21 protein-coding genes and 2 pseudogenes are annotated in these 24,755 nt (G+C 43.2%); 8 read left to right on the top strand and 15 right to left on the bottom strand.

The features are described 5' to 3' along the window. Nucleotides 1-720 carry a thioesterase II family protein gene (locus C5471_RS10405; protein ID WP_133816065.1) on the top strand — a complete coding sequence of 240 codons (720 nt, stop codon included), beginning with the start codon at nucleotides 1-3 and terminating at the stop codon, nucleotides 718-720. 242 nt (nucleotides 721-962) lie between these two features. Here C5471_RS10405 and C5471_RS10400 read toward each other — a convergent pair whose 3' ends face one another. Beyond that, nucleotides 963-1,292, bottom strand: coding sequence for a hypothetical protein (locus tag C5471_RS10400; RefSeq protein WP_133816066.1), 330 nt, complete (start codon nucleotides 1,290-1,292; stop codon nucleotides 963-965). Between the two features lie 186 nt (nucleotides 1,293-1,478). Between C5471_RS10400 and C5471_RS10395 the strand changes: the two genes are divergently transcribed. Then, nucleotides 1,479-2,090 carry a LysE family translocator gene (locus tag C5471_RS10395; protein ID WP_133816067.1) on the top strand — a complete coding sequence of 204 codons (612 nt, stop codon included), beginning with the start codon at nucleotides 1,479-1,481 and terminating at the stop codon, nucleotides 2,088-2,090. Between the two features lie 203 nt (nucleotides 2,091-2,293). Here C5471_RS10395 and ybaL read toward each other — a convergent pair whose 3' ends face one another. Both ybaL and C5471_RS10385 read right to left on the bottom strand, forming a co-directional pair. After that, entirely contained in the window at nucleotides 2,294-4,000 is a 1,707-nt protein-coding gene (gene ybaL / locus C5471_RS10390; RefSeq protein WP_133816068.1) for a YbaL family putative K(+) efflux transporter, read from the bottom strand. A gap of 241 nt (nucleotides 4,001-4,241) precedes the next feature. Further along, the gene (locus tag C5471_RS10385; protein WP_133816069.1) at nucleotides 4,242-5,459 is read right to left on the bottom strand and encodes an MFS transporter; all 1,218 of its coding nucleotides are present in this window, start codon (nucleotides 5,457-5,459) and stop codon (nucleotides 4,242-4,244) included. Nucleotides 5,460-5,714: 255 nt separating this feature from the next. On the opposite strand from C5471_RS10385, the gene ushA reads away from it, so the two are divergent. Further along, complete coding sequence (ushA, locus tag C5471_RS10380) at nucleotides 5,715-7,373, top strand: bifunctional UDP-sugar hydrolase/5'-nucleotidase UshA (protein WP_133816070.1); 1,659 nt, start codon at nucleotides 5,715-5,717, stop codon at nucleotides 7,371-7,373. Between the two features lie 59 nt (nucleotides 7,374-7,432). Here the strand turns inward: ushA and ybaK are convergent, their stop codons facing one another. From ybaK to copA, 3 genes are all read right to left on the bottom strand, one after another. Beyond that, a complete protein-coding gene (gene ybaK, locus C5471_RS10375; protein ID WP_133816071.1) occupies nucleotides 7,433-7,909 on the bottom strand; it encodes a Cys-tRNA(Pro)/Cys-tRNA(Cys) deacylase YbaK in 477 nt (158 codons plus the stop codon). Between the two features lie 190 nt (nucleotides 7,910-8,099). Next, on the bottom strand, nucleotides 8,100-8,912 hold the full coding sequence (locus C5471_RS10370; RefSeq protein WP_133816072.1) for a TraB/GumN family protein: 813 nt from the start codon (nucleotides 8,910-8,912) through the stop codon (nucleotides 8,100-8,102). 185 nt (nucleotides 8,913-9,097) lie between these two features. After that, the gene (gene copA / locus C5471_RS10365; RefSeq protein ID WP_133816073.1) at nucleotides 9,098-11,833 is read right to left on the bottom strand and encodes a copper-exporting P-type ATPase CopA; all 2,736 of its coding nucleotides are present in this window, start codon (nucleotides 11,831-11,833) and stop codon (nucleotides 9,098-9,100) included. Between the two features lie 142 nt (nucleotides 11,834-11,975). Between copA and cueR the strand changes: the two genes are divergently transcribed. Beyond that, nucleotides 11,976-12,377, top strand: coding sequence for a Cu(I)-responsive transcriptional regulator (gene cueR, locus C5471_RS10360; protein ID WP_133816074.1), 402 nt, complete (start codon nucleotides 11,976-11,978; stop codon nucleotides 12,375-12,377). Here cueR and C5471_RS10355 read toward each other — a convergent pair. The 5 genes from C5471_RS10355 to tesA all read right to left on the bottom strand — a co-directional run bounded on the left by C5471_RS10355 (nucleotide 12,371) and on the right by tesA (nucleotide 16,169). Continuing rightward, nucleotides 12,371-12,826 (bottom strand): NfeD family protein, encoded by a 456-nt coding sequence (locus tag C5471_RS10355; protein ID WP_133816075.1) that lies wholly within the window; start codon nucleotides 12,824-12,826, stop codon nucleotides 12,371-12,373. The two genes, cueR and C5471_RS10355, sit on opposite strands and share 7 nt — an antisense overlap. A gap of 2 nt (nucleotides 12,827-12,828) precedes the next feature. Beyond that, complete coding sequence (locus C5471_RS10350; RefSeq protein WP_133816076.1) at nucleotides 12,829-13,749, bottom strand: SPFH domain-containing protein; 921 nt, start codon at nucleotides 13,747-13,749, stop codon at nucleotides 12,829-12,831. A 22-nt stretch (nucleotides 13,750-13,771) separates the two neighbouring features. Then, a complete protein-coding gene (locus tag C5471_RS10345; protein WP_133816077.1) occupies nucleotides 13,772-14,629 on the bottom strand; it encodes a co-chaperone YbbN in 858 nt (285 codons plus the stop codon). Nucleotides 14,630-14,700: 71 nt separating this feature from the next. Continuing rightward, nucleotides 14,701-15,486, bottom strand: coding sequence for an SDR family oxidoreductase (locus C5471_RS10340; RefSeq protein WP_021323825.1), 786 nt, complete (start codon nucleotides 15,484-15,486; stop codon nucleotides 14,701-14,703). A 50-nt stretch (nucleotides 15,487-15,536) separates the two neighbouring features. Next, complete coding sequence (gene tesA / locus C5471_RS10335; protein WP_207627292.1) at nucleotides 15,537-16,169, bottom strand: multifunctional acyl-CoA thioesterase I/protease I/lysophospholipase L1; 633 nt, start codon at nucleotides 16,167-16,169, stop codon at nucleotides 15,537-15,539. On the opposite strand from tesA, the gene ybbA reads away from it, so the two are divergent. Both ybbA and ybbP read left to right on the top strand, forming a co-directional pair. After that, nucleotides 16,140-16,826, top strand: coding sequence for a putative ABC transporter ATP-binding protein YbbA (gene ybbA, locus C5471_RS10330; protein WP_133816079.1), 687 nt, complete (start codon nucleotides 16,140-16,142; stop codon nucleotides 16,824-16,826). The two genes, tesA and ybbA, sit on opposite strands and share 30 nt — an antisense overlap. Beyond that, nucleotides 16,823-19,255, top strand: coding sequence for a putative ABC transporter permease subunit YbbP (ybbP, locus tag C5471_RS10325; protein ID WP_133816080.1), 2,433 nt, complete (start codon nucleotides 16,823-16,825; stop codon nucleotides 19,253-19,255). The genes ybbA and ybbP overlap by 4 nt, the downstream gene beginning before the upstream one ends. A gap of 105 nt (nucleotides 19,256-19,360) precedes the next feature. Here ybbP and C5471_RS10320 read toward each other — a convergent pair whose 3' ends face one another. Genes C5471_RS10320 through C5471_RS10310 form a run of 3 tightly spaced genes read right to left on the bottom strand, consistent with a single transcriptional unit; the run spans nucleotide 19,361 to nucleotide 22,695 of the window. Further along, nucleotides 19,361-20,419, bottom strand: coding sequence for an LLM class flavin-dependent oxidoreductase (locus C5471_RS10320; protein WP_242688645.1), 1,059 nt, complete (start codon nucleotides 20,417-20,419; stop codon nucleotides 19,361-19,363). A gap of 58 nt (nucleotides 20,420-20,477) precedes the next feature. Beyond that, nucleotides 20,478-21,752, bottom strand: a complete 1,275-nt coding sequence (locus tag C5471_RS10315; protein WP_207627289.1) for an MFS transporter — start codon at nucleotides 21,750-21,752, stop codon at nucleotides 20,478-20,480. A gap of 55 nt (nucleotides 21,753-21,807) precedes the next feature. Continuing rightward, nucleotides 21,808-22,695 (bottom strand): outer membrane protein OmpK, encoded by an 888-nt coding sequence (locus tag C5471_RS10310; RefSeq protein WP_339959278.1) that lies wholly within the window; start codon nucleotides 22,693-22,695, stop codon nucleotides 21,808-21,810. Nucleotides 22,696-23,967: 1,272 nt separating this feature from the next. Here C5471_RS10310 and C5471_RS25290 point away from each other — a divergent pair. Together C5471_RS25290 and C5471_RS25285 are read left to right on the top strand one after the other, a co-directional pair. After that, nucleotides 23,968-24,075: pseudogene (locus C5471_RS25290) on the top strand (IS30 family transposase); the annotation flags it as partial. Between the two features lie 196 nt (nucleotides 24,076-24,271). Next, nucleotides 24,272-24,523, top strand: a complete 252-nt coding sequence (locus C5471_RS25285) for an IS110 family transposase (protein ID WP_133816212.1) — start codon at nucleotides 24,272-24,274, stop codon at nucleotides 24,521-24,523. On the opposite strand, the pseudogene C5471_RS10300 reads toward C5471_RS25285, so the two are convergent. Beyond that, nucleotides 24,493-24,594: pseudogene (locus C5471_RS10300) on the bottom strand (transposase); the annotation flags it as partial. The gene C5471_RS25285 and the pseudogene C5471_RS10300 overlap by 31 nt on opposite strands. Nucleotides 24,595-24,755 lie beyond the last annotated feature (161 nt).

Genomic DNA, 24,755 nt, shown 5'->3' with positions numbered 1-24,755 from the left:
ATGAATGATCCTCATGGCTTTCATGCTTTGCTATTTCCTCATGCTGGAGGAAGCGCCGCCGTAATGCATAATTTCTCTGCGGCCCTGAAAAAATATTTTTCGGTTCACACAATGGAGTTACCTGGGCGTGGGAAACGTCGTAAAGAGCGGCTTCTTTATAAGATTGATGATGCTATCGCCGATTTTGCTACGAAGGTACCATCGCAAGGGGCGCTGACTTTTATTGGACATAGCCTGGGAGCTTATTTGGCCTATATGATGGCTCGTTATGTACGATGCCGTCAACCTGGGCGCCAAGTTAATCTGGTTGTTATTTCAAATCTGCCGATACATTTACGCAAATGCTTTTGTGAAATACGACAGGGAGAAACATCAGAGGATAAACTTCTTGATTTTGCGACTTATGCTGGCGGGATCCCTGACTGGTTAAAGGATGAACCCGAGCTAAGATCGCAATTTTTACAAGTTTTGGCGGCCGATCTTTCAATTGCAGATTCTATTAATCAAAATCAGGATAGGCAGCTAGAAAATATTCCTTTATTCGTCATATATGGAAATGATGATCCTCTTTTAGATGAGAGAGTATTGGAGTGGAGCCAATACGGCCCTGGAATTTTTAAAGTATTAAGTTTATCTGGAGGGCATTTCATCTTGTCAGATAGAGGTGAAGAGATTGCTCATCAGATTATAAACTTCGTTCATTCACAAAAAATTAATTGAGAAGGTGTTTTAAGGTGTCTTTTTGCAGTGTTTATGTTTGGGGAGTTAACATCTCTATTTTGTAGCGAATTGTTATGTCAGTATAGAATAAGATATGATAACTGTTGCACTTACTATTTCATCAATACAAACATAAGTGTGTGGAACATCACCATTAAATGTAAAAGTCACCCGCTTGTAAAATAATGCTTCTATCTGTGGTCAGACGTAATATTAAGACGCTTAAGTGTACCATAATATGTTCATGAATACCTTATGTGGTCAGGGCTATTGATAGCAGCACCGAGATTCATTTTGAAATAATATATTTTAGTGACATTCCCTAAACCGACCTGGAATTTCATATTTTTTGTGTAGTCTCCTTTCATAGATTGACGCTTTTCTAAATAGGAGTGTTGTTCTTTATTTCCTCCTGGCAAATTATCTAAAGGGAGATGTAGTGTTGTAATAGCGATAGCATCCAGTGTATCGATACGCGGGTTGTGGTTTTCTGATTTTGGTTTCGATAGTACAGGTTTTTTTAGTCTTATTTGTTGTTGAACCAGATTTATAGAGATGCTCTGAAGATACATTGAGATTCCCAACATTCGAATAAAAGATGAAGTTAATAGTGGCTAAATAAAATTAATAGCATTCAGTAACTATAATTTCATTGTTGGTCATTTGAGGAAGGAGAAGCACATGTTGAAACTTGTAATAAGTATTTTCTATTACACGTCGAATGATTAAATTATTATATAACCGTCATTGAGGATACTATGAGTAGTTATTATGATTATGTGAAAATTGTTGGTATGTTGACAATGGTCTTAATGATGCCTGTCCCGACAAATACCCTTTTAGTATTATCTGGATATTCATATGGTTTTATTAGCATACTCAGGTTGGTATTGGCTGAGATGTTGGGTTATCTAACCGCAATTAGTTTATGGGGATTATTGTTATCCATAATTCCTCAGACTTTCATATGGTTGATATTAGTTTTAAAGCTTTGTGCTTCAACATACATTGCTTATTTAGCTTTTAAAGTCTGGCATTTTTCATTAAGCAAAAATGGGGTGAAAGTTTGTTTCAGTATTGTGTTGTTTACCACTTTGCTTAATCCCAAGGCTTTTGTATTTGCTACCTATGTCTTGCCTTTTACTGCGTTCACTCAGTGGGTAGATTATATCTTTTCCATGACAACTTTTGTTTGTGCATTGTTACCCGTTTCCCTGATTTGGACGGGAGTAGGAAAAATATTATATCGGGAAGGACAGGAAGCTGGTCGTTTAAAACCTAATCTGTTTTATCGTTTTGCTTCTTTAGTACTATCCGTTTTCTCATTCTCCATGTTTTACTCCTCAATCAAGGGAATGTTATATCTCTGATGTAATATTGAGATTTGATATTGTTTTCCTATTAATTTTTTGAAAAATAAGATTTATTCAAGAAAATATTGGAGGCTGTTGAATTTGTGTTTGATTTTTTCTGTTTTAAATTTGAATAAAATGGGTCATGGAATATATCATATGATAAAGGTCATGACCCAACTCGGTTATGAATAGGAAATTATTCCATTGTCAGCATTTCCTCACAGTGATGGAGAAAAGGGCGATACTGGCGGAGGTTCAACCGGATAACCTTGCTCACCGTTTATCAGCACATTTGCCATTGTTTTGGCAATTTCGTGTTCGCCAATAATGACATGGCTAGCTCCGCGCTCCGTGATATAGGTAACTTCGTCATCATAGTCAGCACGGACAATAATATTAATATCCGGGCGGATTTCTCTTGCACTGGCGACAATCTCACCCGCTTCATAACCATTAGGGATGGTCAATAACAAGGAACAAGCACAGTCTAGGCGCGCCAGTGACATAATGTCTTTGCTGGCCGCGTTACCCATGACTGCACTGATACCTTGTTCACCCAGTTCCTCAAATTTGGCTCTGGTATTTTCAATAACAACCAGAGGGAACCCATTTTCCTGCAAGCGTTGGCATAGCAAGCTACCCGTGCGTCCGTAACCGACAACAATAGTGTGACCACAGATATTGACAGGAATTTGCGTCTCTTCTTCCAGCGTTTCTTCCAATAACTGTTCTTCAATGGTTTCTGTTTTTTCCAAATAACGATCCAGCAGGCTAAACAGAACTGGGTTCAGCATGATAGAAACAATCGCGCCAGCCAGAACAAGGTTACGGGCATTTCCGTCAAGCAGGCCAAGTGCAACGCCAAGACCAGCCAGAATAAAGGCAAATTCACCGATTTGTGCCAGACTGACCGAAATCGTCAGCGCCGTACGGCGTGAATGACCGAACATCTTTACCAGCAACATTGCAGCGGCAGATTTACCGATAATGATAATTGCCAGTGTTGCCAGTATCTCAAGTGGTTGCTGAATCAGTACCATCGGATCAAACAGCATACCAACGGATACGAAGAATAGAACAGCGAAAGCATCTCTGAGTGGCAGTGTATCTTGAGCAGCACGGTGGCTGAGTTCTGACTCGTTTAGTACCATACCGGCAAAGAATGCCCCTAGCGCAAATGAGGCATCAAATAGCGTAACGGCACCGTAAGCAATACCCAGGGCGATAACCAGTACGGCAAGGGTAAATAGTTCTCTGGAGCCGGTACTGGCGGTTTTTGCCAGTAGCCACGGAATTAGACGGCGGCCAACAACAATCATCAGCAGAATAAACGCGATAACTTTTCCGACGGTAATGGCGAGTTCCATAATCAACTGCCCGATATTGGCGTCATGATTACCCAGAATACCGGCAGCCGCAGGCAGTAATACCAGCGTTAGTACCATCGCCAGATCTTCAACAATCAGCCAGCCGATAGCTATCTGACCTCGTTGGCTATCGATCAGTTGACGCTCTTCCAGCGCTCGTAACAAAACGACAGTACTGGCGGTTGACAGGCAGAGACCAAAGACAATCCCGCTAAATAACTCCCAACCCAGTATTGCCGATAGCCCGACACCAAGCAGTGTTGCTACCAGTATTTGTGCAATAGCGCCGGGGATAGCAATGGATTTTACTGCCAGCAGATCTTTGAGTGAAAAATGCAGTCCAACACCAAACATGAGTAAGATAACACCAATTTCGGCCAGTTCCGGTGCCAGTGATGCGTCAGCGACAAAACCGGGGGTGAAAGGACCCGCGAGTACACCGGCAGTAAGATAACCAACCAGTGGTGAGATTTTCAGACGTTGTGCCAGCATACCAAGCAGATAAGCGAGGACGAACCCGCCAACGAGAGTGGTGATAAGTGGTGTCGAATGCTCCATTAAAACTCCTTCTTACTGAGGCTATTAAATAGAATAGTGAAGAGGTAGGTGTAACCGTATTTTATAGATAATTCGAGGTAAATTCGCTAAAAAAATGAATAAAACATCAAAAAATATGGATTGAAAGGATTAAATTACCCGTAACATCGATTTTTATTGATTTGTTTGAACATTTATGAGGTATATAAAGGTTATGCCCACATAAAAAATAAATTTTATGTGGTGCGGTTTGGCGATTTTTCTAGTTCTTATCTTCTATATTAGGTAATAGTGCGGTAAATATTCCAAGTAACGGCAGAAAAGCACAAATCTGATAAACCAGTTCAATACTTGTCCTGTCCGCAATGTAACCCAGTACCGCGGCACCAATACCTCCCATACCAAAAGCTAGTCCGAAAAACAGGCCGGATATCATCCCGGTTTTACCCGGAATAAGCTCCTGAGCATATACCAGGATTGCAGAAAACGCAGATGCCAGGATCACACCAATAATCACTGACAGAATGCTTGTCCAGTACAGAGAAGCATAAGGCAGAATCAATGTAAAAGGTGCAACACCAAGGATTGAGATCCAGATAACGTACTTTCTGCCGATTTTATCACCAACAGGTCCGCCAATGATGGTCCCTGCTGCAACTGCAAATAAAAAGATGAACAGATGAAACTGGGCGTTTTGTACGGAAATGCCAAACTTGTGTATTAAGTAAAAAGTGTAATAGCTGCTGATACTGGTGAGATAAAAATATTTGGAAAATACTAAGATCAGCAAAATAGACAGAGAAATGATCACTGTTTTTCTTGATAAAACTTTAACAGCAGGGGCAATTTTGGTTTGATTTTTTTTGGTATGATTTTGGGCCTTATACCATTTACTGACCTGCAACAACACGACAATTCCCAGTAACGCAGCCAAAGAGAACCAGCCAACGTTGCCTTTACCATAAGGTGCGATAAACACAGCCGCCAGCAAAGGCCCGAGGGAAGTGCCAAAATTACCGCCGACTTGAAAAAGAGATTGAGCCAGCCCGTGGCGACCTCCAGATGCCATGCGTGCTACGCGCGATGATTCAGGGTGGAATACCGAAGAGCCAGTACCAACTAATGCAGACGCTAATAAGATTATTGGGAAACTGTCAGCATAGGCCAGCAGTAACAGGCCGGATAAGGTAAAACTCATCCCAATGGGTAATGAATAGGGTTGTGGATGTTTATCAGTATAAAGACCTATCAGTGGTTGTAATAAAGACGCCGTAATCTGATAAGTTAATGTGATCATGCCAATTTGCACGAAACTCAGGTTGAACTCTAATTGCAGTAAAGGATAAATCGCCAGAATCAACGATTGGATCATATCATTCAACAAGTGTGAAATACTGATCGCACCAAGAATAGTAAAAACGGTATTCTTGGTTTTTCTTGCATGAGGTGGAACTATGGTGGTGTTGCTTTGTTCACTCATATTAACTGCCAGCCTGTCTCATTTGGAAGTAAGTTCATTGGTTATTTGTTGCACTTAAATATATATTAGGCTGATAGTTGATTTTTTACTATCCCAGATAATAGTTTGATAAGATGCTCGAAAAGATGAAACGAATCATGTTCTAATAATCACATTAAGTGACCTATCCCATAGGATGATCAATTAATCCCGCCTTGTTAGCTTCTGAAGCTGTTTTTGCATGGCAATTCACTAAAAAAAACATGGAGATATACCATGACGTTTTCGTTTAAAACCTCAGCTTGTGCTTTGGTTGTTTCTATGACACTACTTCCAGCAATGGCAAATGCATGGGAGAAAGACAAAACCTATGACATTACTATCTTGCACACAAATGACCATCATGGTCATTTTTGGCATAACGACTACGGCGAATATGGTTTGGCTGCGCAAAAAACGGTAGTTGATGAAATTCGTCAGGAAATCGCTAAAAAAGGCGGTAGTGTATTACTGCTCTCCGGCGGAGATATTAATACCGGCGTACCAGAGTCCGATTTGCAAGATGCGGAGCCTGATTTTAAAGGTATGAACCTGGTGGGCTATGATGCAATGGCGTTGGGTAACCATGAGTTTGATAATCCTTTGCAAGTGTTGCGTCAACAGGAAAAATGGGCAAATTTTCCATTCCTTGCGGCCAATATTTACAAGACCAGCACCGGTAAACGTTTGTTCAAGCCTTATACCATTTTTGATAAACAGGGTGTGAAAATTGCGGTTATCGGTTTGACGACTGATGATACGGTAAAAATCGGCAATCCTGCTAATTTCCCTGATGTTGAATTTCGTGTTCCCGCTACAGAAGCTAAAATGGTGGTTGAGGAACTGAAAAGAAATGAAAAACCCGATGTCATTATTGCGGCAACGCATATGGGACACTATGACAACGGTAATCATGGCTCCAACGCACCGGGTGATGTTGAAATGGCACGCAGTTTGCCGGCGGGTTATCTGGATATGATTGTAGGTGGTCACTCACAAGATCCGGTCTGTATGTCTGCGGAAAATAAAAATTACAAACAGATCGATTATGTACCAGGAACGCCATGTTCGCCTGATCGCCAGAATGGCATCTGGATTGTTCAGGCTCACGAGTGGGGCAAATATGTTGGTCGTGCTGATTTCCAGTTCCGTAATGGTGAATTAAAGCTGACTCACTATCAGTTGATCCCCATTAATCTCAAGAAGAAAGTGCAAAAGGAAGAGGGTTCTGCTGAACGAGTTTACTACACTCATGAAATTGCTCAAAACCCGGAAATGATGAAGTTGCTGACGCCTTATCAGGATAAAGGTGATAAACAGCTTGGTTTAAAAGTGGGTTCTATTGACGGTAAATTGGAAGGTGATCGCAGCAAAGTTCGTTTTGTTCAGACTAATATGGCCCATGTTGTTCTTTCTGCCATGATGGAACGCGCTGATGCTGATTTCGCGATTATGAGTGGTGGTGGTATTCGTGATTCAATTGAATCAGGCGACATCACTTATAAAGATGTGTTGAAAGTGCATCCATTTGCTAACACATTGGTTTACGTTGAGATGAAAGGCAGCGAAATTGAGCAATATCTGGCGACGATTGCAAATATGAAAGTTGACTCTGGCGCTTATGCTCAGTTCGTGAATGTCAGCTTGGTTGCTGATGGTAAACATGTTAAAGAGGTAAAAATTGGTGGTAAACCATTAGAGCCAAATAAAATTTACCGCATGGCAATGCTTGATTTTAACGCTATTGGTGGTGATGGTTACCCACGTATTGATAATTACCCAACCTATGTCAACACCGGTTTTATTGATGCAGAAGTTCTAAAAGGCTATATCGAGAAGCACTCACCACTGAAAGAGGCTGATTATGAGCCAAAAGGTGAAATTGTTTATCACTAATCCCTGACAACGTGATGAATTGAAAGGGCTGCCAATCTGGCGGCCCTTTTTTACTGAGATTAAACTTTTGCTATATCGGTAAAAGTACCATTCAGCAAACGACACAGATCAGCAGGTGCCAGTTCAATATCTAATCCCCGTTTACCGCCAGAGATAAACAGAGTCGGGAACTGTTGCGCCTGATTATCAATAACTGTTGGCAAGTGTTTTTTCTGTCCTAACGGGCTGATCCCACCGACCAGATAACCCGTGATTTTTTGGGCTATGTATGGATCAGCCATATCTGCTTTTTTGGCTTTAAAGGTTTTGGCGACCTTTTTCAAATCCAGTTGACCTGAAACAGGGGTAACGGCGACGACTAAATTTTTAGCATCACCATTAAGTGCGACCAGCAACGTTTTAAACACTTGTCTGGCATTTAATCCTAACTTCTTAGCCGCTTCATCACCAAAGTTATGCTCATTGGTATCATGTTCATAGGTATGAAGCGTGAAGTTAACTTTTTGTTTTTCTAATAAAATGATCGCCGGTGTCATGATTTCATTACAGAGGGTAATTTTATAATCTAGGATAACGGATGAAATAGAATTGTGAAATTGATATTCTGACTCTCGGCTCTGTTACCTGTATACAAACGGGTAATACCCCTTAATAATAAGAATAACGAAAATAATAGGTTATTCCTCTTTTTGACTGGCCAATAGAAATATTGGCCTTTTTTTAACTCTACTCTTCCACCAGCATCTGAGGCAAATTACCCTCACCATATAAGTGCAAAGCTCCGACAGCGATCAAATACCGGCCGGCAGGTAATTCCCGTAAGCGCTGATCCCATTGCTTATTACGTTCAGTCATCAGCAGTTGATATATTTCTTCACTGAAAGTTGTTGGTAAAGCATGTTCTTGCTGTTCAGGCTGATAATCCATCCACCAACTTATCATCGTTTGTAAAGCGCGGGCATTGGCGTACCAATGGGCTAATGTATCTTCCAGTAGTGGCAGGCCGTTATTCGGTATTTGATTGAGTAACTTAATCTGTGATTCAGTACCTTCCAGTTCGATAATTGTTTTCCCTCGTGCTTTGGCTGCATTCAGTAGCTGATAATCGATACCATAGTGAGAGTACAATCCAAGATTTTGCGCTTGTTCAGACTGTAAAATTAAAGCGATTTGCCATGAGGGTAATAAATTAAGCCATTCTTCCTGTTGCCGGATTTCATTACAGCAGCGCTGAAAATCCTGATACATTTCAGAAGATAGACGTTGTTCAATACGGGAATACGATTGAACCTCGTCATTATGAAATGGGAAACTTGCCTGAGTAATATCTGCTTCCACAATTAATGTATCGGATTGATTAAGCTGCTCTATTAATATTTCTGGAAGCGGAAACATGTTTTCCGTGCCCATATGAATACTGCCTACCAGATGCAGATGTCGGTCACCTGCCAGTGTAATATCACAAGCTGGATAAGGATACCGGTGGTGGGATGAGTTCAGCCCCAGTATATTGGCAAGGTGTTTAATCAGTCGTCCCATTTGAACTCCAGTTTCGGCATATATTTTTTAGGCTAACTATTTTCAGGTTAATATTACAGCTGTACCTTTATTCATTTCCATTGAATGTTTCTTTACTACTGTCAGTATACAAGGAGATTTCCCCTCATCTCTGTATGAGAAGGTGCTGGGGTAGATCATTAAAGCGGACTCATTTCTCTGGTGATTCAGAATTTAGGCTTAAACCTCAGTAATCGGTTAGCGTTACTTACCACCGTAATTGAAGAAAGCGCCATAGCGGCACCGGCTACCACCGGATCTAATAATGTTCCGGTAAAGGGATAGAGCACGCCGGCAGCAATTGGGATCCCTAATGTGTTGTAAATAAATGCGCCCAACAGATTCTGTTTCATATTGCGCAGAGTTCCTTTGGACAGTGCAACCGCATCAGCCACACCATGCAGACTGTGACGCATCAATGTTATTGCTGCGGTTTCAATGGCGATATCACTACCGCCGCCCATTGCTATCCCAACATCAGCTTGTGCCAGTGCGGGAGCATCGTTAATACCATCCCCCACCATAGCAACCTTGTGGCCTGCTGCTTGAAGTTTCTGAATAGCTTCAGCTTTGCCATCGGGTAGGACACCGGCGATCACCTGATCAATACCTGCTTCTTTGGCAATTGCATTGGCAGTCACCGGATTATCTCCAGTCAGCATCACCAAACGGTAGCCTTGATGATGCAATCGTTTCAGTGCGCTAAGGGTGTCTTCACGCAATGGATCACGAATTGACAGCACTGCCGCCGCTTTGCCGCCTGCCGCCAGAATAACCGGCGTGATGCCCTTTTCTGCCTGTTGAGCAATCAGCGGTTTTAATTCCTGTGTATCAATTTGATTTTGTTCCAGCAATGCCTGATTACCCAGCAACAGTGCCATACCATTCACCTCACCGCTGATACCCAGTCCAGCCAGAGTGCGGAATTGTTCAACTGGTGGTAATTCCAGTCCTTCGGCTTTGGCAAGAATTGCTTTGGCTAATGGATGGTTAGAACCACTTTCCAGTGCGCTTGCCCAAATCAATACATTTTGTTCACTGTATCCGTTGAAAGTATGGATATCAGTAACTTGTGGCATACCTTCAGTCAACGTACCGGTCTTGTCGAAAACAAGGGTGTCCAGTGTGCTGGCTTGTTGCAAAGCATCGGCATCCCGAACCAGAACTCCAAATTCTGCGGCGCGGCCAACACCCGAGATAATCGACATAGGGGTTGCCAGCCCAAGAGCACAGGGACAAGCAATAATCAGCACCGTGGTAATAATGACCAATGAATACATAATCTGTGGTGCCGGACCAACGAAATACCAAATGGCACCGGCAATCACGGCAATCGCCACAACGACCGGAACAAACACGGAGGAGATTTTATCTGCTAACTGACCCATTTCGGGTTTACTGCTTTGCGCCTGACGTACCAGTTTGATAATCCGCGCTAATGTCGTCTGGCTGCCGACTGCGGCGGCAGTAAACAGCACGGTGCCATCCTGCACAGTTGTACCCGCGTGAACGTTATTGCCTCTGGATTTCTGCTGTGGAATCGGTTCACCGGTCAGCATCGCCTCATCTATCCAGACTTCACCTTGAATGATTTCACCATCAACCGGAACACGATCACCCGTCGTCAAACGCAATATCATTCCCGGTTTAACATCGGCCAGAGGGATCTCTTTTTCACCAACTTCTGTCACCACACGGGCGGTCGGTGGTGTCAGATCCAGCAGGCGTTCCAGTGCTTTTGAGGAACGCTGGCGGGCGCGTTGTTCCAGAGCATGTCCCAGGTTTATCAAACCGATAATCATGGCACTGGCTTCGTAATAAAGATGACGGGCTTGTGGTGGAAAAATATCCGGCCACAGGTTGACACTGATGGAGTAAAACCAGGCGGCACCTGTTCCTAATGCTACCAATGTGTCCATTGTGGCACTGCCATTTTTCAGGCTTTGCCACGCGTTGCGATAGAAATGACCACCAGCAAAAATCATCGCGGCAAGCGTGATAATCCCGATAGTCAGCCAGATGTTATGGTTTTCCGGGGTGAGCACCATATTATCGCCCATCATACCCCATACCATGACGGGAATACCGACGACCAAGGCTAATGCCGATTGCCAGCGGAAACGGCGCATATTGGTTTCAGAAACTTGTTGCTGGCGTTCACGACGCTCAGTTTCGTCCTGGATCAGTTCAGCACCATATCCTGCTTTTTCCACTGCCTGAATCAGCGCCTCAGGTGATGCGCTACCGGTAATCAAAGCGCTGCGTTCCGCAAGGTTCACTCTGGCATTTTCCACGCCAGCAACACTTTGCAATGCTTTCTGAACTTTGTTCACACAGCTGGCGCAAGTCATACCATCCAACAGCAACTGGATACTGTCATCACTGTCACTGACCAGGAATACATCCGTTTTTTCGACCGGAACAGAAGGGGTTGCCGCTGCCAAAGGTTCCGGTCTGTTTGAAGCAGATATTGTCAGCGGCTTAGATTTTGGGGAGTTTTGGCTAGCAGCCAGTTTTGCGTGATAACCCGCTTGCTCAATGGCGGCAATCAACGTATCGGTATCGGCTTTACCGTAAACTTTAGCGGTTTCAGTATTCACATCTGCGGCGATAATGCCATCTACGGCTTCCAGTGCTTTACGTGCAGTACCTGCGCAATGCATACAGCTCAGGCCAGAAAGTGCCAGTTCGACATCAGGTTGGCAGGCAATGGCGGCTTCGTAACCCGCTTCTTTAATCGTTTCGATTAAAGATTCAGGAGAGGCTTCTCCGGTTACTTTAGCGTAAGCAATCGTAATATCTGTTTGCTCTACATCGGTACGATTTTCCAGTGCTTTTTTCACACGGTTAACACAGTGCATACAGGAGAGCCCCTGTAATGTTAAAATAGTGGTATGTGACATAAAAAAACCTCCTAACACATAGTGATATAATTATTCTTCACATCGGTATGATAATTGATGATGATATCTACACAGTCCAAGTGAATTTCTGACTTGTTGCGAAGGTTAAACCTTCCCGCAAGGGTAAGGTCAAGGGGAAAAAATGAACATTAGTGAAATTGCCCAAAGAACCGGCTTGACCAGTAAAGCTATTCGGTTTTATGAAGAAAAGGAGCTGATCACACCGCCGGAAAGAGGTGATAATGGCTACCGTTATTATCAGCAGAAACATATTGATGAATTAATATTGTTGCGTCAGGCAAAACAGATCGGTTTTACGCTTGAGGAGTGTCGTGAGTTTTTGGTGTTATTTCGCAATCCCAACCGTCACAGTGCTGATGTAAAAGCGGCAACGCTGCATAAAGTGGCAGAAATAGAAAAGACGATTAAAGAGTTACAGGAAATCAGAAGTAAATTGTTATCTTTGGCGCAAGAGTGCCCAGGAGATGATGGGGCAGTATGCCCCATCATAGATCATTTGTCTGGTTGCTGTTCTCATCATTGAGAATCGACGGATTTTACTTTCAATGTAATGCCATCAACAGCAATGACTTCTACTTCGGTATTGGCGGAGAGTTCTCTATCACAGTGAACTCGCCAGCTTCCATCTGCAAGCTTGATCCGGCTGTAACCATTTTCGGTATCCGCAGTCAGTTTAGCCTGGGTACCGATGAGCTGGTGGTCTTTCTGGTTCAGTGTATCGCTGCCTTTTGACGGGCGGCTACGTAACCAGTAGCGCCATAACACCGCAGAGAGCAGCGTCAGCGTTGCAAACAGAATACCTTGCAATTCCCAGCCCATTCCTGGCAGTAACCAGGTGATAAACGCAACAACGAGAGCGGCTATACCAGTCCATAACAGATAGCCGCCGGTTCCCAGAAGCTCTGCGATTAACAGTAAACCGCCGAAAGAGAACCAAAGCCAAGTTGTTTGAGCCGCAAGTTGTGCAATCATGGTTATTTACCTTTTTTGCTTTCGCCAATCAGTTCAGCAATACCACCAATAGCGCCCATCAGATTACTGGCTTCCAGAGGCATCATAATCACTTTGCTGTTATTGGAGGCACCAATGCTGGTCAGCGCATCGGTATATTTCTGGGCAACAAAGTAGTTAATGGCTTGCATATTACCGTCAGAAATCGCGTCAGAAACCATTTTGGTTGCGCGGGCTTCCGCTTCGGCGGCACGTTCACGCGCCTCTGCTTGAAGGAACGCGGACTGACGTTCCCCTTCCGCTTTCAGAATCTGAGACTGCTTTTCCCCTTCGGCTTTCAGGATCGCCGCCTGACGGATACCCTCCGCTTCCAGAATATCAGCACGTTTGGTACGTTCTGCTTTCATCTGGGCGTTCATGGCAGAAATCAGTTCCTTTGGTGGGCGCACATCACGGATTTCAATACGGGTAATTTTCACGCCCCATGGGTTAGTGGCTTCATCAACAATATGCAATAGACGGCTGTTGATGGAATCACGCTGTGACAGCATTTCGTCCAGCTCCATTGAACCCAGAACGGTACGGAAGTTCGTCATAGTCAGGTTGATGATGGACAGCTCAAGGTTGCTGACTTCATAGGCGGCCCGAACGGGATCGACAACCTGAATAAAGCAGACTGCATCAATGGTAACATTAGCGTTGTCGCGGGAAATCACTTCCTGTGAAGGAATATCCAGCACTTGTTCCATCATATTAATTTTACGGCCAATGCGGTCGATAAAAGGAATAATAATGTGCAGGCCCGGTAATAAAGTTCGGGTATAACGGCCGAAGCGCTCTACTGTCCATTGATAACCCTGTGGCACTGTTTTTACGCAAGTAAATACAATAACTACAGCGATAAATATCAGAATAGGGACGGCACCAAAAGCAAATAAGTCCATAGCAATTCCTTAATTAAATAAATCAGTAAAGCAGCGAATAAACCTGGCGACGGTATTTTGAGGCCAGAGTGTTACCTGTTCCCATTGCAGACATAATATCCATCATGGTTTTCCGTACTGCACCATTAGCAGCGGAAAGATCCTTTTTCAGGAAGCCTAGTAATAATTCCAGAGCTTCTTCGTTACGGTTGACTTCGTGCAGTTTCAGAGCGAGCTTAACTGCCAGTTCTGCATTTTCCGGTTGAGTGGAGAATTCTTGTTGCAATTGCTGGATTTCCGGTGTATCCGCCGCTTGCTTTTGTAACTCAATTTGAGCCAGTAAACTATGATAATGCGTGTCTTGATCCTGTAGTGGGATAAGATTCAGAATTTCCTGAGCTTCTTCTATATTATTGAGCATAATTTGCACTTTGGTCAACATCAGTGCAATTTCACTGTTTTTAGGGGCTAAGTGCCAGGCTTCTTTCAACAGTGGCAGAGCTTCTTGAGGTTTCCCTTCCGCGATAAATTCTTCGGCTTGGGCGGCTTTCAACTCTTCCGGTTTGGGTAATACGCGCAAAAGCATTTCTCTGATCGCGTTTTCAGGTTGTGGCCCCTGAAAACCATCGACTGGCCTGCCTTGTTGCAGCATATAAACAGTAGGAATGGCCCGTAAGCCAAACTGTGAAGCGACCATTTGCTCTTTATCGCAATCTACTTTTGCCAATATAAATTGATCTGCATATTCTGCTGCCAGTTTATCCAGAATTACGCCCAATTCCTGGCAGTGGGGGCTATGTTCAGACCAGAAATAAAATAAAACAGGTACAGTCATAGACTGTTCGACGGTTTGATGCAGGTTACTTTCGTTAACGTTAATTCCAGTCGTGGTTGGTAGCATATAATTAGTCTCTTAAATTAATTCGGTTGTCGCAGGGTCTTATTAGACAGATGAGGTTATTTTCCTGACTTTCAAGTTGTACCGCTCTGTTTACTCAGTATTTTATCCATTAATCTTCCCGGCAAAAACCGGCGCATAATAGTTACAGCATGGGTTATCCAAGTCACCGGATAACGTAATTTAGGATTCGGACTTTCCAACGCATGAATTAGTTTGCGCACAACGGCCTCGGGTGTCAGAGTGAAATGGCGGGCGATCCTAGAATTTACAACGGGTTTATCGCGTTGGGTTTGATTCACATTTTCTGCAAAACGTGTTTTTATTGGGCCAGGTACAATCAAACAAGATTTAATTCCTGTTCCTGCCAATTCCATTCTTAATGCGTCTGACCATGCTTCCAAAGCATATTTACTGGCAGAATAAGCACCGCGGCCTGGAGTTGAAATCAGTCCCATGACTGAACTGGTTTGGATAATACGGCCTTCACCATGAAGCTGCATTGCCGGGAGTAATAAACAGGTAAGTTGATGTGTACCAAACAGATTGGTAGAGAATTGGCGTTCCAGTTGTTCACGGCTGATAGTATTTAATGGACCATAAATACCAAAGCCGCCATTATTAAACAGTCCGTAAAGGCGACCATTGGTTAATCGGATAACTTCGGCAGCGGCACGTTCGACACTGATTTTATCGTCAAGATCCAATGCGATAGGTTCCAGCCCCAATTCGCGCATATGTTGTAAATCCTCGGGTTTCCGGCAGGCTGCTAATACTCGGTAGCCCCGTTGATGGAGTGTTTTGGCCGCCACCAGACCAATTCCACTGGAACAGCCGGTGATAAGAACTGACTTTTGCATAACTTTACCTGCTTATATACATCAATTTGTAAAAACTGATGGTTTACTACTTAAGAATGATTAAGGTGTACTAATAATATGTCAGATATCCAGTCGGCAATAAACGGTTGAGCAGCCAGATTGGGATGTAATCCATCCTGTTGTACCCATTCTGGTTTAATAGCGACTTGTTCCATGTAAAACGGCAGCAGGGGAATTTGATTGTGTTCTGCCAGTTTGGGATAAATCCTGGCAAAAGATTCGGTATAACGGCGGCCATAGTTTGGTGGCAGCCGGATCTGCATCAATAAAGGCTGGATATTGGCTTGTTTCACTAAAGTGATGATCTGTTGCAGATCCTGTTCTGTTTGTTGTGGAAGAAAACCGCGTAATCCATCATTGGCCCCAAGCTCTATCAGGACCCAACGGGGTTTATGCTGTTTAAGTAATTCGGGCAGCCTTTCAAGGCCCTGAGCTGCGGTATTACCACTGATGCTGCCGTTGATAACAGTGATCTTATTGCCGGATTTTTGCCACTTTTTGTCCATCAAAACAGGCCATGACTGTTCAACTGGCAGATGGTAACCGGCGCTAAGGCTATCACCCAGAATCAAAAGGGTATCAGCGGCAGTCGTTCTGGCGCTGAATAGCACCACCAGTAAAAGGAAGAGTAAATGGTAACGGGGAATATTCTTGAAGTTCAGCATCTCAGTAAGCACGTTGGTCAGGGGGAACATAGGATCACTATATTGCAGGGAGTCGGGTTGGTTGTCGAGCCTGCACAGACGATTGCTTTAGTGGGCGAATCGGGTTCGGGTAAATCTACATTGCTCGGCATTATTGCCGGGTTGGATGATGGCAGTGACGGTGAGGTTCGGCTGCTGGGGCATAATTTAAGCCGGATGAATGAAGAACAAAGGGCACAACTGCGGGCTGAAAATGTCGGTTTTGTCTTTCAATCATTTATGTTAATTCCGACGTTAAACGCATTGGAAAATGTCCAGCTTCCGGCTCTATTACGTGGTGAGTCGGAAAGTAGCAGCAAGAAACGGGCGGTTGCATTGCTTGAACAACTTGGATTGGGGAAGCGTTTAAAACATATGCCTGCACAACTGTCTGGTGGTGAGCAACAGCGAGTGGCGTTGGCACGGGCATTCAGCAGCCAACCCAAAATTTTGTTTGCTGACGAGCCAACAGGGAATCTGGATCGACAAACGGGAGATCGTATTGCAGATTTACTGTTTTCTCTCAATCGTGATTACGCCACAACATTAATTCTGGTCACTCATGACAGCCAACTTGCAGCCCGCTGCCAACGTTGCTTGCGGTTGGTCGATGGTAAATTGAGGGAAGAAAAATGATTTGGCGCTGGTTTTGGCGCGAATGGCGCACTCCTGCTTTATTGATTGTCTGGTTATCTCTGACGCTGGCCGTGGCTTGTGTGTTGGCATTGGGCAGGATCAGTGATCGCATTGATCAAAGTGTTCATTACCAGAGCCGGGATTTTCTGGCGGGTGATTTAGTTCTGCGAGCCTCTTACCCGGTAGATGAAGGGTGGTTACAACAGGCGGTAAACCTTGGGCTAAAGTTGAGCCGCCAGCTCTCTTTCTCCACAATGACTTATGCCGGGGATATTCCTCAACTTGCCAGTGTCAAAGCCGCAGACAGTTACTATCCGTTATATGGTGAGCTGGAAACAAATCCACCGGGTTTGAAAGCAGAAAAGGGCACGGTGCTGGTAGCACCTCGTTTGCTTGAACTGTTGAAAATTAAAGTTGGCGATAATCTGGATGTGGGTGATACCACGCTTAAGGTGAGTGGAGAATTAATTCAGGAGCCAGACAGTGGTTTCAATCCATTCCAGATTGCGCCACGGATTTTGATCAATCTTGATGATGCGCAATCTACCGGCGCGATTCAGCCTGGCAGCCGTTTGACGTACCGTTATCTATTTTCTGGCGATAAAGAAGCGGTTTATCAATATCAACAGCTAATTGATCCCCTACTTAAGGCTGATCAGCGTTGGTATACCTTGAAGCAGGATAGTGGCGCGCTGGCAAAATCTATTGATAGGGCGCAGCAATTCTTGTTGTTATCGGCTTTGCTTACATTATTACTTGCTGTGGCGGCGGTAACGGTATCAATGACTCACTATTGCCGTAGCCGCTATGACTTGATTGCAGTGCTTAAAACACTTGGTGCGGGACGTTGGGCGTTACGTAAATGGGTGATTGGTCAATGGTTGGTGATATTGATTGCGTCAGGGCTGGTGGGGGCGCTTCTTGGATTGATGTTCGAATACCTGCTGGTGCAGATTTTGGCACCTATGTTGCCGAAGACGTTACCACAAGCAGGCTTCTGGCCGTGGATATGGGCGTTAGGGGCATTATCTGGTATCGCTTTACTGGTGGGGGGACGTCCATATAAACAATTAATGGCAACCCAACCATCAAGGGTGCTGCGTGATGATATTATCGCGCCCATCTGGCCGTTGCGCTATTACCTGCCGTTGGTGGCACTGGTGGTGATTAGCGGGCTGAGTCTGCTGGCTGGAACTAAACCAATGTTATGGGCGTTACTTGCCGGCATGATGATTGTTGCGGTATCACTGGCTGTACTCGGTTGGGGAGGATTGTGGCTATTACGTCATCTGAAATTTCGCCAACTTAGTTTTCGTCTGGCGGTTAACCGATTATTGAGGCAGCCATTGCAGTCTGTAACTCAATTGGCGGCTTTCTCTTTATCATTTATGTTATTTGCTTTGTTGTTGGTGGTCAGGGGAGATTTACTTGATCGCTGGCAACAACAACTGCCAGCGGACAGCCCAAACTATTTTCTGATTAATATGACTGGGCAGCAAATTTCACAGGTAGAACATTTGTTGGCTCAGTATCAGGTTAAACCGGCGGAATTCTATCCGGTGGTATTGGCCCGTTTGACGGAAATTAATGGGCAATCGGCAATAACCTGGGCAGATGCCAGAGAACCGGACAGCAACACGGTACGACGGGAATTGAACCTGACATGGAAAGAGGAATTGCCGCCATTTAATACCCTGATCGAGGGAAATTGGCCACCAAAAGAGGATGAAGTTTCTATTGAGAAGGGGGTTGCTGAACGTTTGGCAATTAAAATCGGCGATAAACTGACATTCAGTGGCGATACGCAGCAATTCAGCGCCACAGTGAGCAGTATCCGGCAGGTAGATTGGGAAAGTTTTCGGCCAAATTTCTTCTTTATTTTCCCGAAACAAGCATTGGAAAATCAGCAACAAACCTGGTTGACCAGTTTCCATTATCAAGGAGATGGCCGACTACTAACCAGCCTTAATCGTCAGTTTCCAACGTTGAGCCTGCTTGATACCGGTGCGGTGATTAAGCAAATTCAGGGGATTTTGCAGCAAGTAGGCCGGGCGCTTGAGGTCATGGTTGGGCTGGTTATGGTATGTGGCGCATTACTCCTGTTAGCACAGGTTCAGGTAGGGATGCATCAACGACAACTTGAGCTGGTGGTTTACCGTACCTTGGGAGCCAGTAAGCAATTACTGCGCCGTACTCTCTGGAGTGAATTCGCTTTGCTTGGGCTAATGGCGGGTTTTACTGCGGCATTGGGTGCTGAAGTTGCGCTTTGGATATTGCAGACAAAAGTGTTTGATTTTCCATGGCAACCAGAGTGGCAAATGTGGCTCTTACTGCCAATCATCAGCAGCCTGTTGCTTTCATTGTGTGGTAGTTGGCTGGGGATCCGACTGTTACGGGGAACGGGATTACATCGGCGGGTTCAGGGGTAAAAAGGCGATATTTGTCACATCCGGGGAATGGGTAAGATCGCCGATACGGGGTGAGCCCATTCCCAGGGGAGAAACTGTATTATTTGCTGATCTGTTTATCGTTGTTTAAGCAAATTCGGTTCTGAGTTGTGGTAGGATTTGTGTGCCGAAAGTCGTGAGACCTTCGACATAATCAGGGAAGATCAACATCACTCCATCCAGCTCGCATTCACGCAGTAAATCTGACAATTGTCTGAGACAAGTTTCTGGGTTGCCGATAGCCGTGTGGGTCATAAAAGCATTTTGGGATCGTTCAACCATAGCATTGCTTTTTTCACCAACATCGACGCCGAAACTATGCATCATGCTTTTAACTGCGTCGATATCCAGGCCATCACGATAGAACTGAGCCAGAGTTTCAGCTTCTTCATCTGTTTCGGCGCAGATAATTGTACACATACAAAAGGTTTTGGTGGTTGTACCGTATTCTGCCGCAATACGTTTGGCCGTTAGGCTTATTTGCTGTGTCTCTTCTTCATCCTTGCCGCCAATGAAACACACATCAGTATTACGTACACTAAAGCGCAGCCCACGTTCTGATTGACCGGCACAGACCAAATAAGGACGTGGAACGGAAACAGGTTTGGGTTCAGAAACACAATTCTTCAAATTAAAGAACTCGCCCTGATGATCAACCTGCTTTTCGCACCAAAGCCGTTTGATTAATTGTGTCCATTCTTCAGTCATTGCATAACGTTGATCATGATCTAAATCACTATTCCATTCTCCCATTTGTTCAAATTCATCTTTGAATGAACCGGAAACAATATTCAACCCGGCGCGTCCATGACTAATCTGATCCAATGTGGCGATCATCTTGGCTGTCACTGCGGGATTATGCAGACCGGCGTGCATGGTCGCGATAAGTTTGGCATGATGAGTCACTTCGGCAATGCCAGCCATCATCGTGACGGATTCCAGCGAACAACCCCAATGTTCGGTCTCACCGCCGAAGCCACGCCACTTACTCATGGACATAATGAAGTCCAGGCCGATTTGATCAGCCAGAATAGCGGCTTCACGGTTTTGCTGATAAGAAGCATCCAGTGGTGGTGTATTTTTAGAAATAATCCACCCACCTTTAGCTATGGGCAGAAATACACCGAATTCTTTTTTTGCCATCATCAATTCCTTGTTTTTGTGTTGTAAGGAATACCTTTTCAGGTCCATTTTGTTTTTAAATTCAGTTAAGCAAAGTACTGTTATCAGAGTGTTTCTTCACTATTTGTGAAGGTGGTTGCATCGTGAATGTGATAATCAGAATGGTAAATACGGGTATGGCAATAATAAAGAATGCGGGTGTAAAACTACCTGAATAATCTTTAATCGCTCCTACCAGGAAAGGAGCGAAACACGCGACAGTGGATATCAGGTTCACCACCGAGAACAATTCCAGGTAAGGCTTACGCCCAAAGTAATTGAACAGTAATAGGCTGGATGCCAGAAAAGTCATGCCATAACCGATGCCAATACATAAAGTAAACAGGATTAAAGATGTCCATGAAGAGGCCGCACTGAGTGCGATAAGACCACAGATAATGATCGACAGACTGCCGATAAGAAGTTTTTTGGGATCGAGCCATTCACCAACAGCTCCTCCAGCAAATCTTGAAAATGCATTGATAAACGCCAAAATACTGAGTGACGAGGCGGCAACAGACTCACTGAACCCGTTTTCGGTGATATGGGCTACAGCAAAGCTGTTAACGGTTATTCCGCACAGTAAGAAAGAGGTATAAGCTGCCGCAATAGCATAGAATTGCCAGGTTTGCAGTGCCTGCCGGGCATTCCAGATTTCCTTGGTGCGATAGATGCTGGAAGGAGGTTGATCTTGTTGATTTCTACTGACTTGTTCAGCATGGGCATGTTCCTTTTTGCCTTCGCGCATCACTAAAATAGTCAACAGGCTGAACAGAGTCAGTAATACCCCGGAAATCGCCCAGTGCATGCGCCAGCTTCCCCAGAATACTGTTGCCAGGAAATAGATCCATGGACCAAGCACTCCACCTAACCCACCAATGGTGAAATAGATACCAAAGGCCAGAGATTGTTTTTCAAAAAGCCGGCTAATGACATAAGTTCCGGGAACAGTAGCCATAAGGCTAAAACCGATCCCCAGCAGTGTTGTGCCGGTGAAATAGGCGGTGATACTGTGGGTGTTGTAGAGGATGTAAAAACCAGTGATAAAGATTAGCGTACCGATCAGCAAAGTGGCCCGGACACTCGTATGGCGAATAAGTATCGCCGGAAGGTAACTGGACAGCCCACATGACAGGCCAAGTAAAGTGAACCCCAAACCTGCGTCAGTCCAACTCCAGCGTAATTCCTTGATCATGCTGGGTAACACAACGCCCAATGAGGTAAATGTCGTTGCGGTGACCAAAAAATAAACCAGACCCAAAAGTATCAGCAGGAGCCACTGATAAGTACGTCCGAACCTGTCGTGTTGAATGGGCATCTTGACTCCATCATGGATAAAGGTCATCAAAAATTTCTGATATTTTATTTCGGTATCAGAAAAAACTATATCGAATAAAGATCCCGTAGCTAAATTGATCCGTTCGATAATAAGGGGTATCTTTTATTTTGTATTTATTTTTTATTGGGTTCAGGACAATGCCAGTCCATAAGTGGCCTGGTTGATTACCTAGGAATTTTCCTAAATCATAGTGCAACTCGGGTTTGAAATCGATAGTTGCGGGTTGTCCATGTAAGCCTAATGTATAATCAAAAGTCCCGACAACCCGGAAATCACCTAAACGATTATTGAAGGGAATTCCATAGTCAACATGAATTCGCTGATCGTTCCAGCTCCCCTTGGCGTTATTCTCAAAATAAAAAATTGTACGTAACCAGCTAATCCAGTCTGCTTGCCAGTCAATGCTGATACCTGGAAAGTAGTCATAATCCATACTTTTGGTTTTAGCAACCCATTGAGCGAACAGAATATCTTTTAACGGCCCAAAAGAAATGTCATGACCAGTCACTTTACTAAAGCTCACTCTTGGTACAAGTTTGTAATAGTAGGTGCTTTTATCACCGGTATAATCGCTTTGCAGTGAATTTTGCCAAATACTATAGACGTACATATCTCCGACACTGTAGTCACCGAAAGCCTCTAAAATGGGTGAGATCGTTTTTCTGGGATCGACCCGGTTTTCAAATTGCATATAAAGGCTGGTATCAACAGATTGAAAATTAACAAAATCACTTGCCTGAGCTTGATTGATTGCCGGTAGTAATAACAATATTGAAGATAATTCTCTCTGTTTTAATCTGGTGCTGATCCAATACCAGGCCATTGCCAGATAAGCGGCACAAGAAAATGGAGAAGAGAGCCCTAAAGTGAAAAAAAACGGTGGGCAGTTTTTAGGATGGTGGGCTTTCCCGGCAAATAACACGAGGGTTCCCCTTTTTATACGTTATAGGACTAATAATAGCGATAGCATTGATCTAATGAGACGGTTTTGTCAAAGGAAGATTTGATTTTATTGATGAATGGTGAACCGTGTAGAAAGATAAGATTATTCTAACTTTAGTTATTTTTTAGTATCGCTAATATATTGATTATTTAGTTAGCAATGTTTTTTTATTTAACTTTTTGTTCCAGATCGGAAAGAATATTGTTAATTTATTGTTGTGTGGAAATATTTATGTAATTGTGACTTAGGTCACTGAATTTTATGATTTTATTTATAATGAGAGATAGTCATAGAAATGACAACAATGAATTAATATTTTCTATATCATAGTGGAATTAAGGCCAATAGTGAATTACAATTTAAATATTGGGCGGATTCACATAATAAGTGCAACATAATGACTCTGCGAGTAAACAAGTTCGTATTCGATTAAATCATTTATTTGCGGATTTTGTTATTCCTATTTCTCACGAATAATTATTTAACTAGCTGATAAAGAATTAACTCTCTGATTGAAAACGTGATTAAACCCGGTTCTTTTTTTAAATATATTATTTGAATAACCCATTATATATTCTTATGTGTCTTTTTACCGGGTATATAAGTATTAATAAAGTCAATATTTTTTCTCATTTTCACTGATAGATTTATGATGGGTAGGTTTTTAACCTCTGGTTTTAATTGGTATAATAAAGTTTTAGCCGTTGTTTTTACTGCTTTTAACACTTTATTTTTATTAAGTTTAATCATCATGGTATATTGTGTTTTACGTTTAACCAATGTTAATCATATTCGTTTTTTATCTTTATTGGCGTTGTTTTACTGGCAATTATGAACAGTTTTTATAAATCTTTTATCTTCATAAATCAATCCGTAAATAGCTTGGTAGTATAAAGATACCTCGTTATGTTTTTTCGGATAATATTCTTTTTCTCGCTGATTTATTTTAAGTTTCATGTTAATGGTTAATGTCATTTAAAAAACTACACTTATAGTTTAATCCTTTTTTTATATAAAAGCTTTAATACATCTGTTTTCGTGTTTTTAAATGGTTATAACAGGACAGGTAAATGTAAGATAAACGAAGGATAACATCGTTGATAAATACATTAAACATGATAGGGAATAAGCCGTTTTTAGTTATTCTGTATCTTTTCAAAATCTGGCATTAATGAATACCTGTTTTTTATCCTCAGTTAACGGATCACCGAAAAAAAACAGCTTACCGATCGACATCTATTCAAATGGTGTTTAAATAAATCGGTAAATTCATTTAATAACTGCCCCCGAAAAACATGGAGTGGGAAAAGACCAAATGAATTATTTAAAGGAATACGAACATGTTTACTTCCAGATTAACGATGTTGCACTTGTATCATAGTAATTATGGTGGTTAGCTACCATCATAAGAAACAAGGTGAGTCTCATGTTGCACATTTAAGCGAGACTTTGTTAATAAGTTAAAGCCCCTTGTTTCACCTTCCACGCCAGCACCAATATTGAACGGTAACCAAGACAAGAACTCTGTATATACAAGTGAAATTGACGTGATGGCATCAATAAGAGTGGGGGGGGGTATTATGTCGGAATAGATGTTAGCAAGAATAAACTGGATATCTGCTTATTATATGATGGAGTTAAAGGGAAACGCAAAACAAAATCCCTTATGAATAATGAGCATTCAGCCTGTATGTTAATAGCGTGGTTAGCTAAGTATATTCCTGCCCTGCAACAAGCAAATATCGTTATGGAAGCCACTGGAGTCTATCATGAACCAAGTGACTTAACTGTTTCTGCAATGCGGTAGCCTTGGTCAAGTACCAGACTGGCTGCATCACGCTTAAACTCGGTAGAAAACGTACGACGTTGTCTTGTCATTGAACACCTCTTTTAACTAACGGGGTAATCTTACTAGGGTGAGATCGCGAACGTTATTTAATCAAAATCGTTCAGTTTGACCCACGGAGCTACTTATGATCTCATACTCCTTTTTTCAGGAGTGCCCCCATGAATATCGACGCTTTTTCTCAGTATTTCGG

Origin of the sequence: Photorhabdus tasmaniensis (assembly GCF_011189505.1) — a bacterium.
Lineage (GTDB): Bacteria > Pseudomonadota > Gammaproteobacteria > Enterobacterales > Enterobacteriaceae > Photorhabdus > Photorhabdus tasmaniensis.
This window is presented reverse-complemented; position numbering and strand designations above follow the sequence as displayed.

Coding starts and splice junctions, on each gene's coding strand:
- cueR (WP_133816074.1), top strand. CDS start 11,976: ATGAACATTAGTGAAATTGCCCAAAGAACCGGCTTGACCAGTAAAGCT.
- C5471_RS10400 (WP_133816066.1), bottom strand. CDS start 1,292: ATGTATCTTCAGAGCATCTCTATAAATCTGGTTCAACAACAAATAAGA.
- C5471_RS10405 (WP_133816065.1), top strand. CDS start 1: ATGAATGATCCTCATGGCTTTCATGCTTTGCTATTTCCTCATGCTGGA.
- ybaK (WP_133816071.1), bottom strand. CDS start 7,909: ATGACACCGGCGATCATTTTATTAGAAAAACAAAAAGTTAACTTCACG.
- ybbP (WP_133816080.1), top strand. CDS start 16,823: ATGATTTGGCGCTGGTTTTGGCGCGAATGGCGCACTCCTGCTTTATTG.
- C5471_RS10395 (WP_133816067.1), top strand. CDS start 1,479: ATGAGTAGTTATTATGATTATGTGAAAATTGTTGGTATGTTGACAATG.
- C5471_RS10345 (WP_133816077.1), bottom strand. CDS start 14,629: ATGCTACCAACCACGACTGGAATTAACGTTAACGAAAGTAACCTGCAT.
- C5471_RS10340 (WP_021323825.1), bottom strand. CDS start 15,486: ATGCAAAAGTCAGTTCTTATCACCGGCTGTTCCAGTGGAATTGGTCTG.
- C5471_RS10355 (WP_133816075.1), bottom strand. CDS start 12,826: ATGATTGCACAACTTGCGGCTCAAACAACTTGGCTTTGGTTCTCTTTC.
- C5471_RS10385 (WP_133816069.1), bottom strand. CDS start 5,459: ATGAGTGAACAAAGCAACACCACCATAGTTCCACCTCATGCAAGAAAA.
- ybaL (WP_133816068.1), bottom strand. CDS start 4,000: ATGGAGCATTCGACACCACTTATCACCACTCTCGTTGGCGGGTTCGTC.
- C5471_RS10320 (WP_242688645.1), bottom strand. CDS start 20,419: ATGATGGCAAAAAAAGAATTCGGTGTATTTCTGCCCATAGCTAAAGGT.
- C5471_RS10370 (WP_133816072.1), bottom strand. CDS start 8,912: ATGGGACGACTGATTAAACACCTTGCCAATATACTGGGGCTGAACTCA.
- C5471_RS10315 (WP_207627289.1), bottom strand. CDS start 21,752: ATGCCCATTCAACACGACAGGTTCGGACGTACTTATCAGTGGCTCCTG.
- ushA (WP_133816070.1), top strand. CDS start 5,715: ATGACGTTTTCGTTTAAAACCTCAGCTTGTGCTTTGGTTGTTTCTATG.
- copA (WP_133816073.1), bottom strand. CDS start 11,833: ATGTCACATACCACTATTTTAACATTACAGGGGCTCTCCTGTATGCAC.
- C5471_RS10350 (WP_133816076.1), bottom strand. CDS start 13,749: ATGGACTTATTTGCTTTTGGTGCCGTCCCTATTCTGATATTTATCGCT.
- ybbA (WP_133816079.1), top strand. CDS start 16,140: ATGGTAACGGGGAATATTCTTGAAGTTCAGCATCTCAGTAAGCACGTT.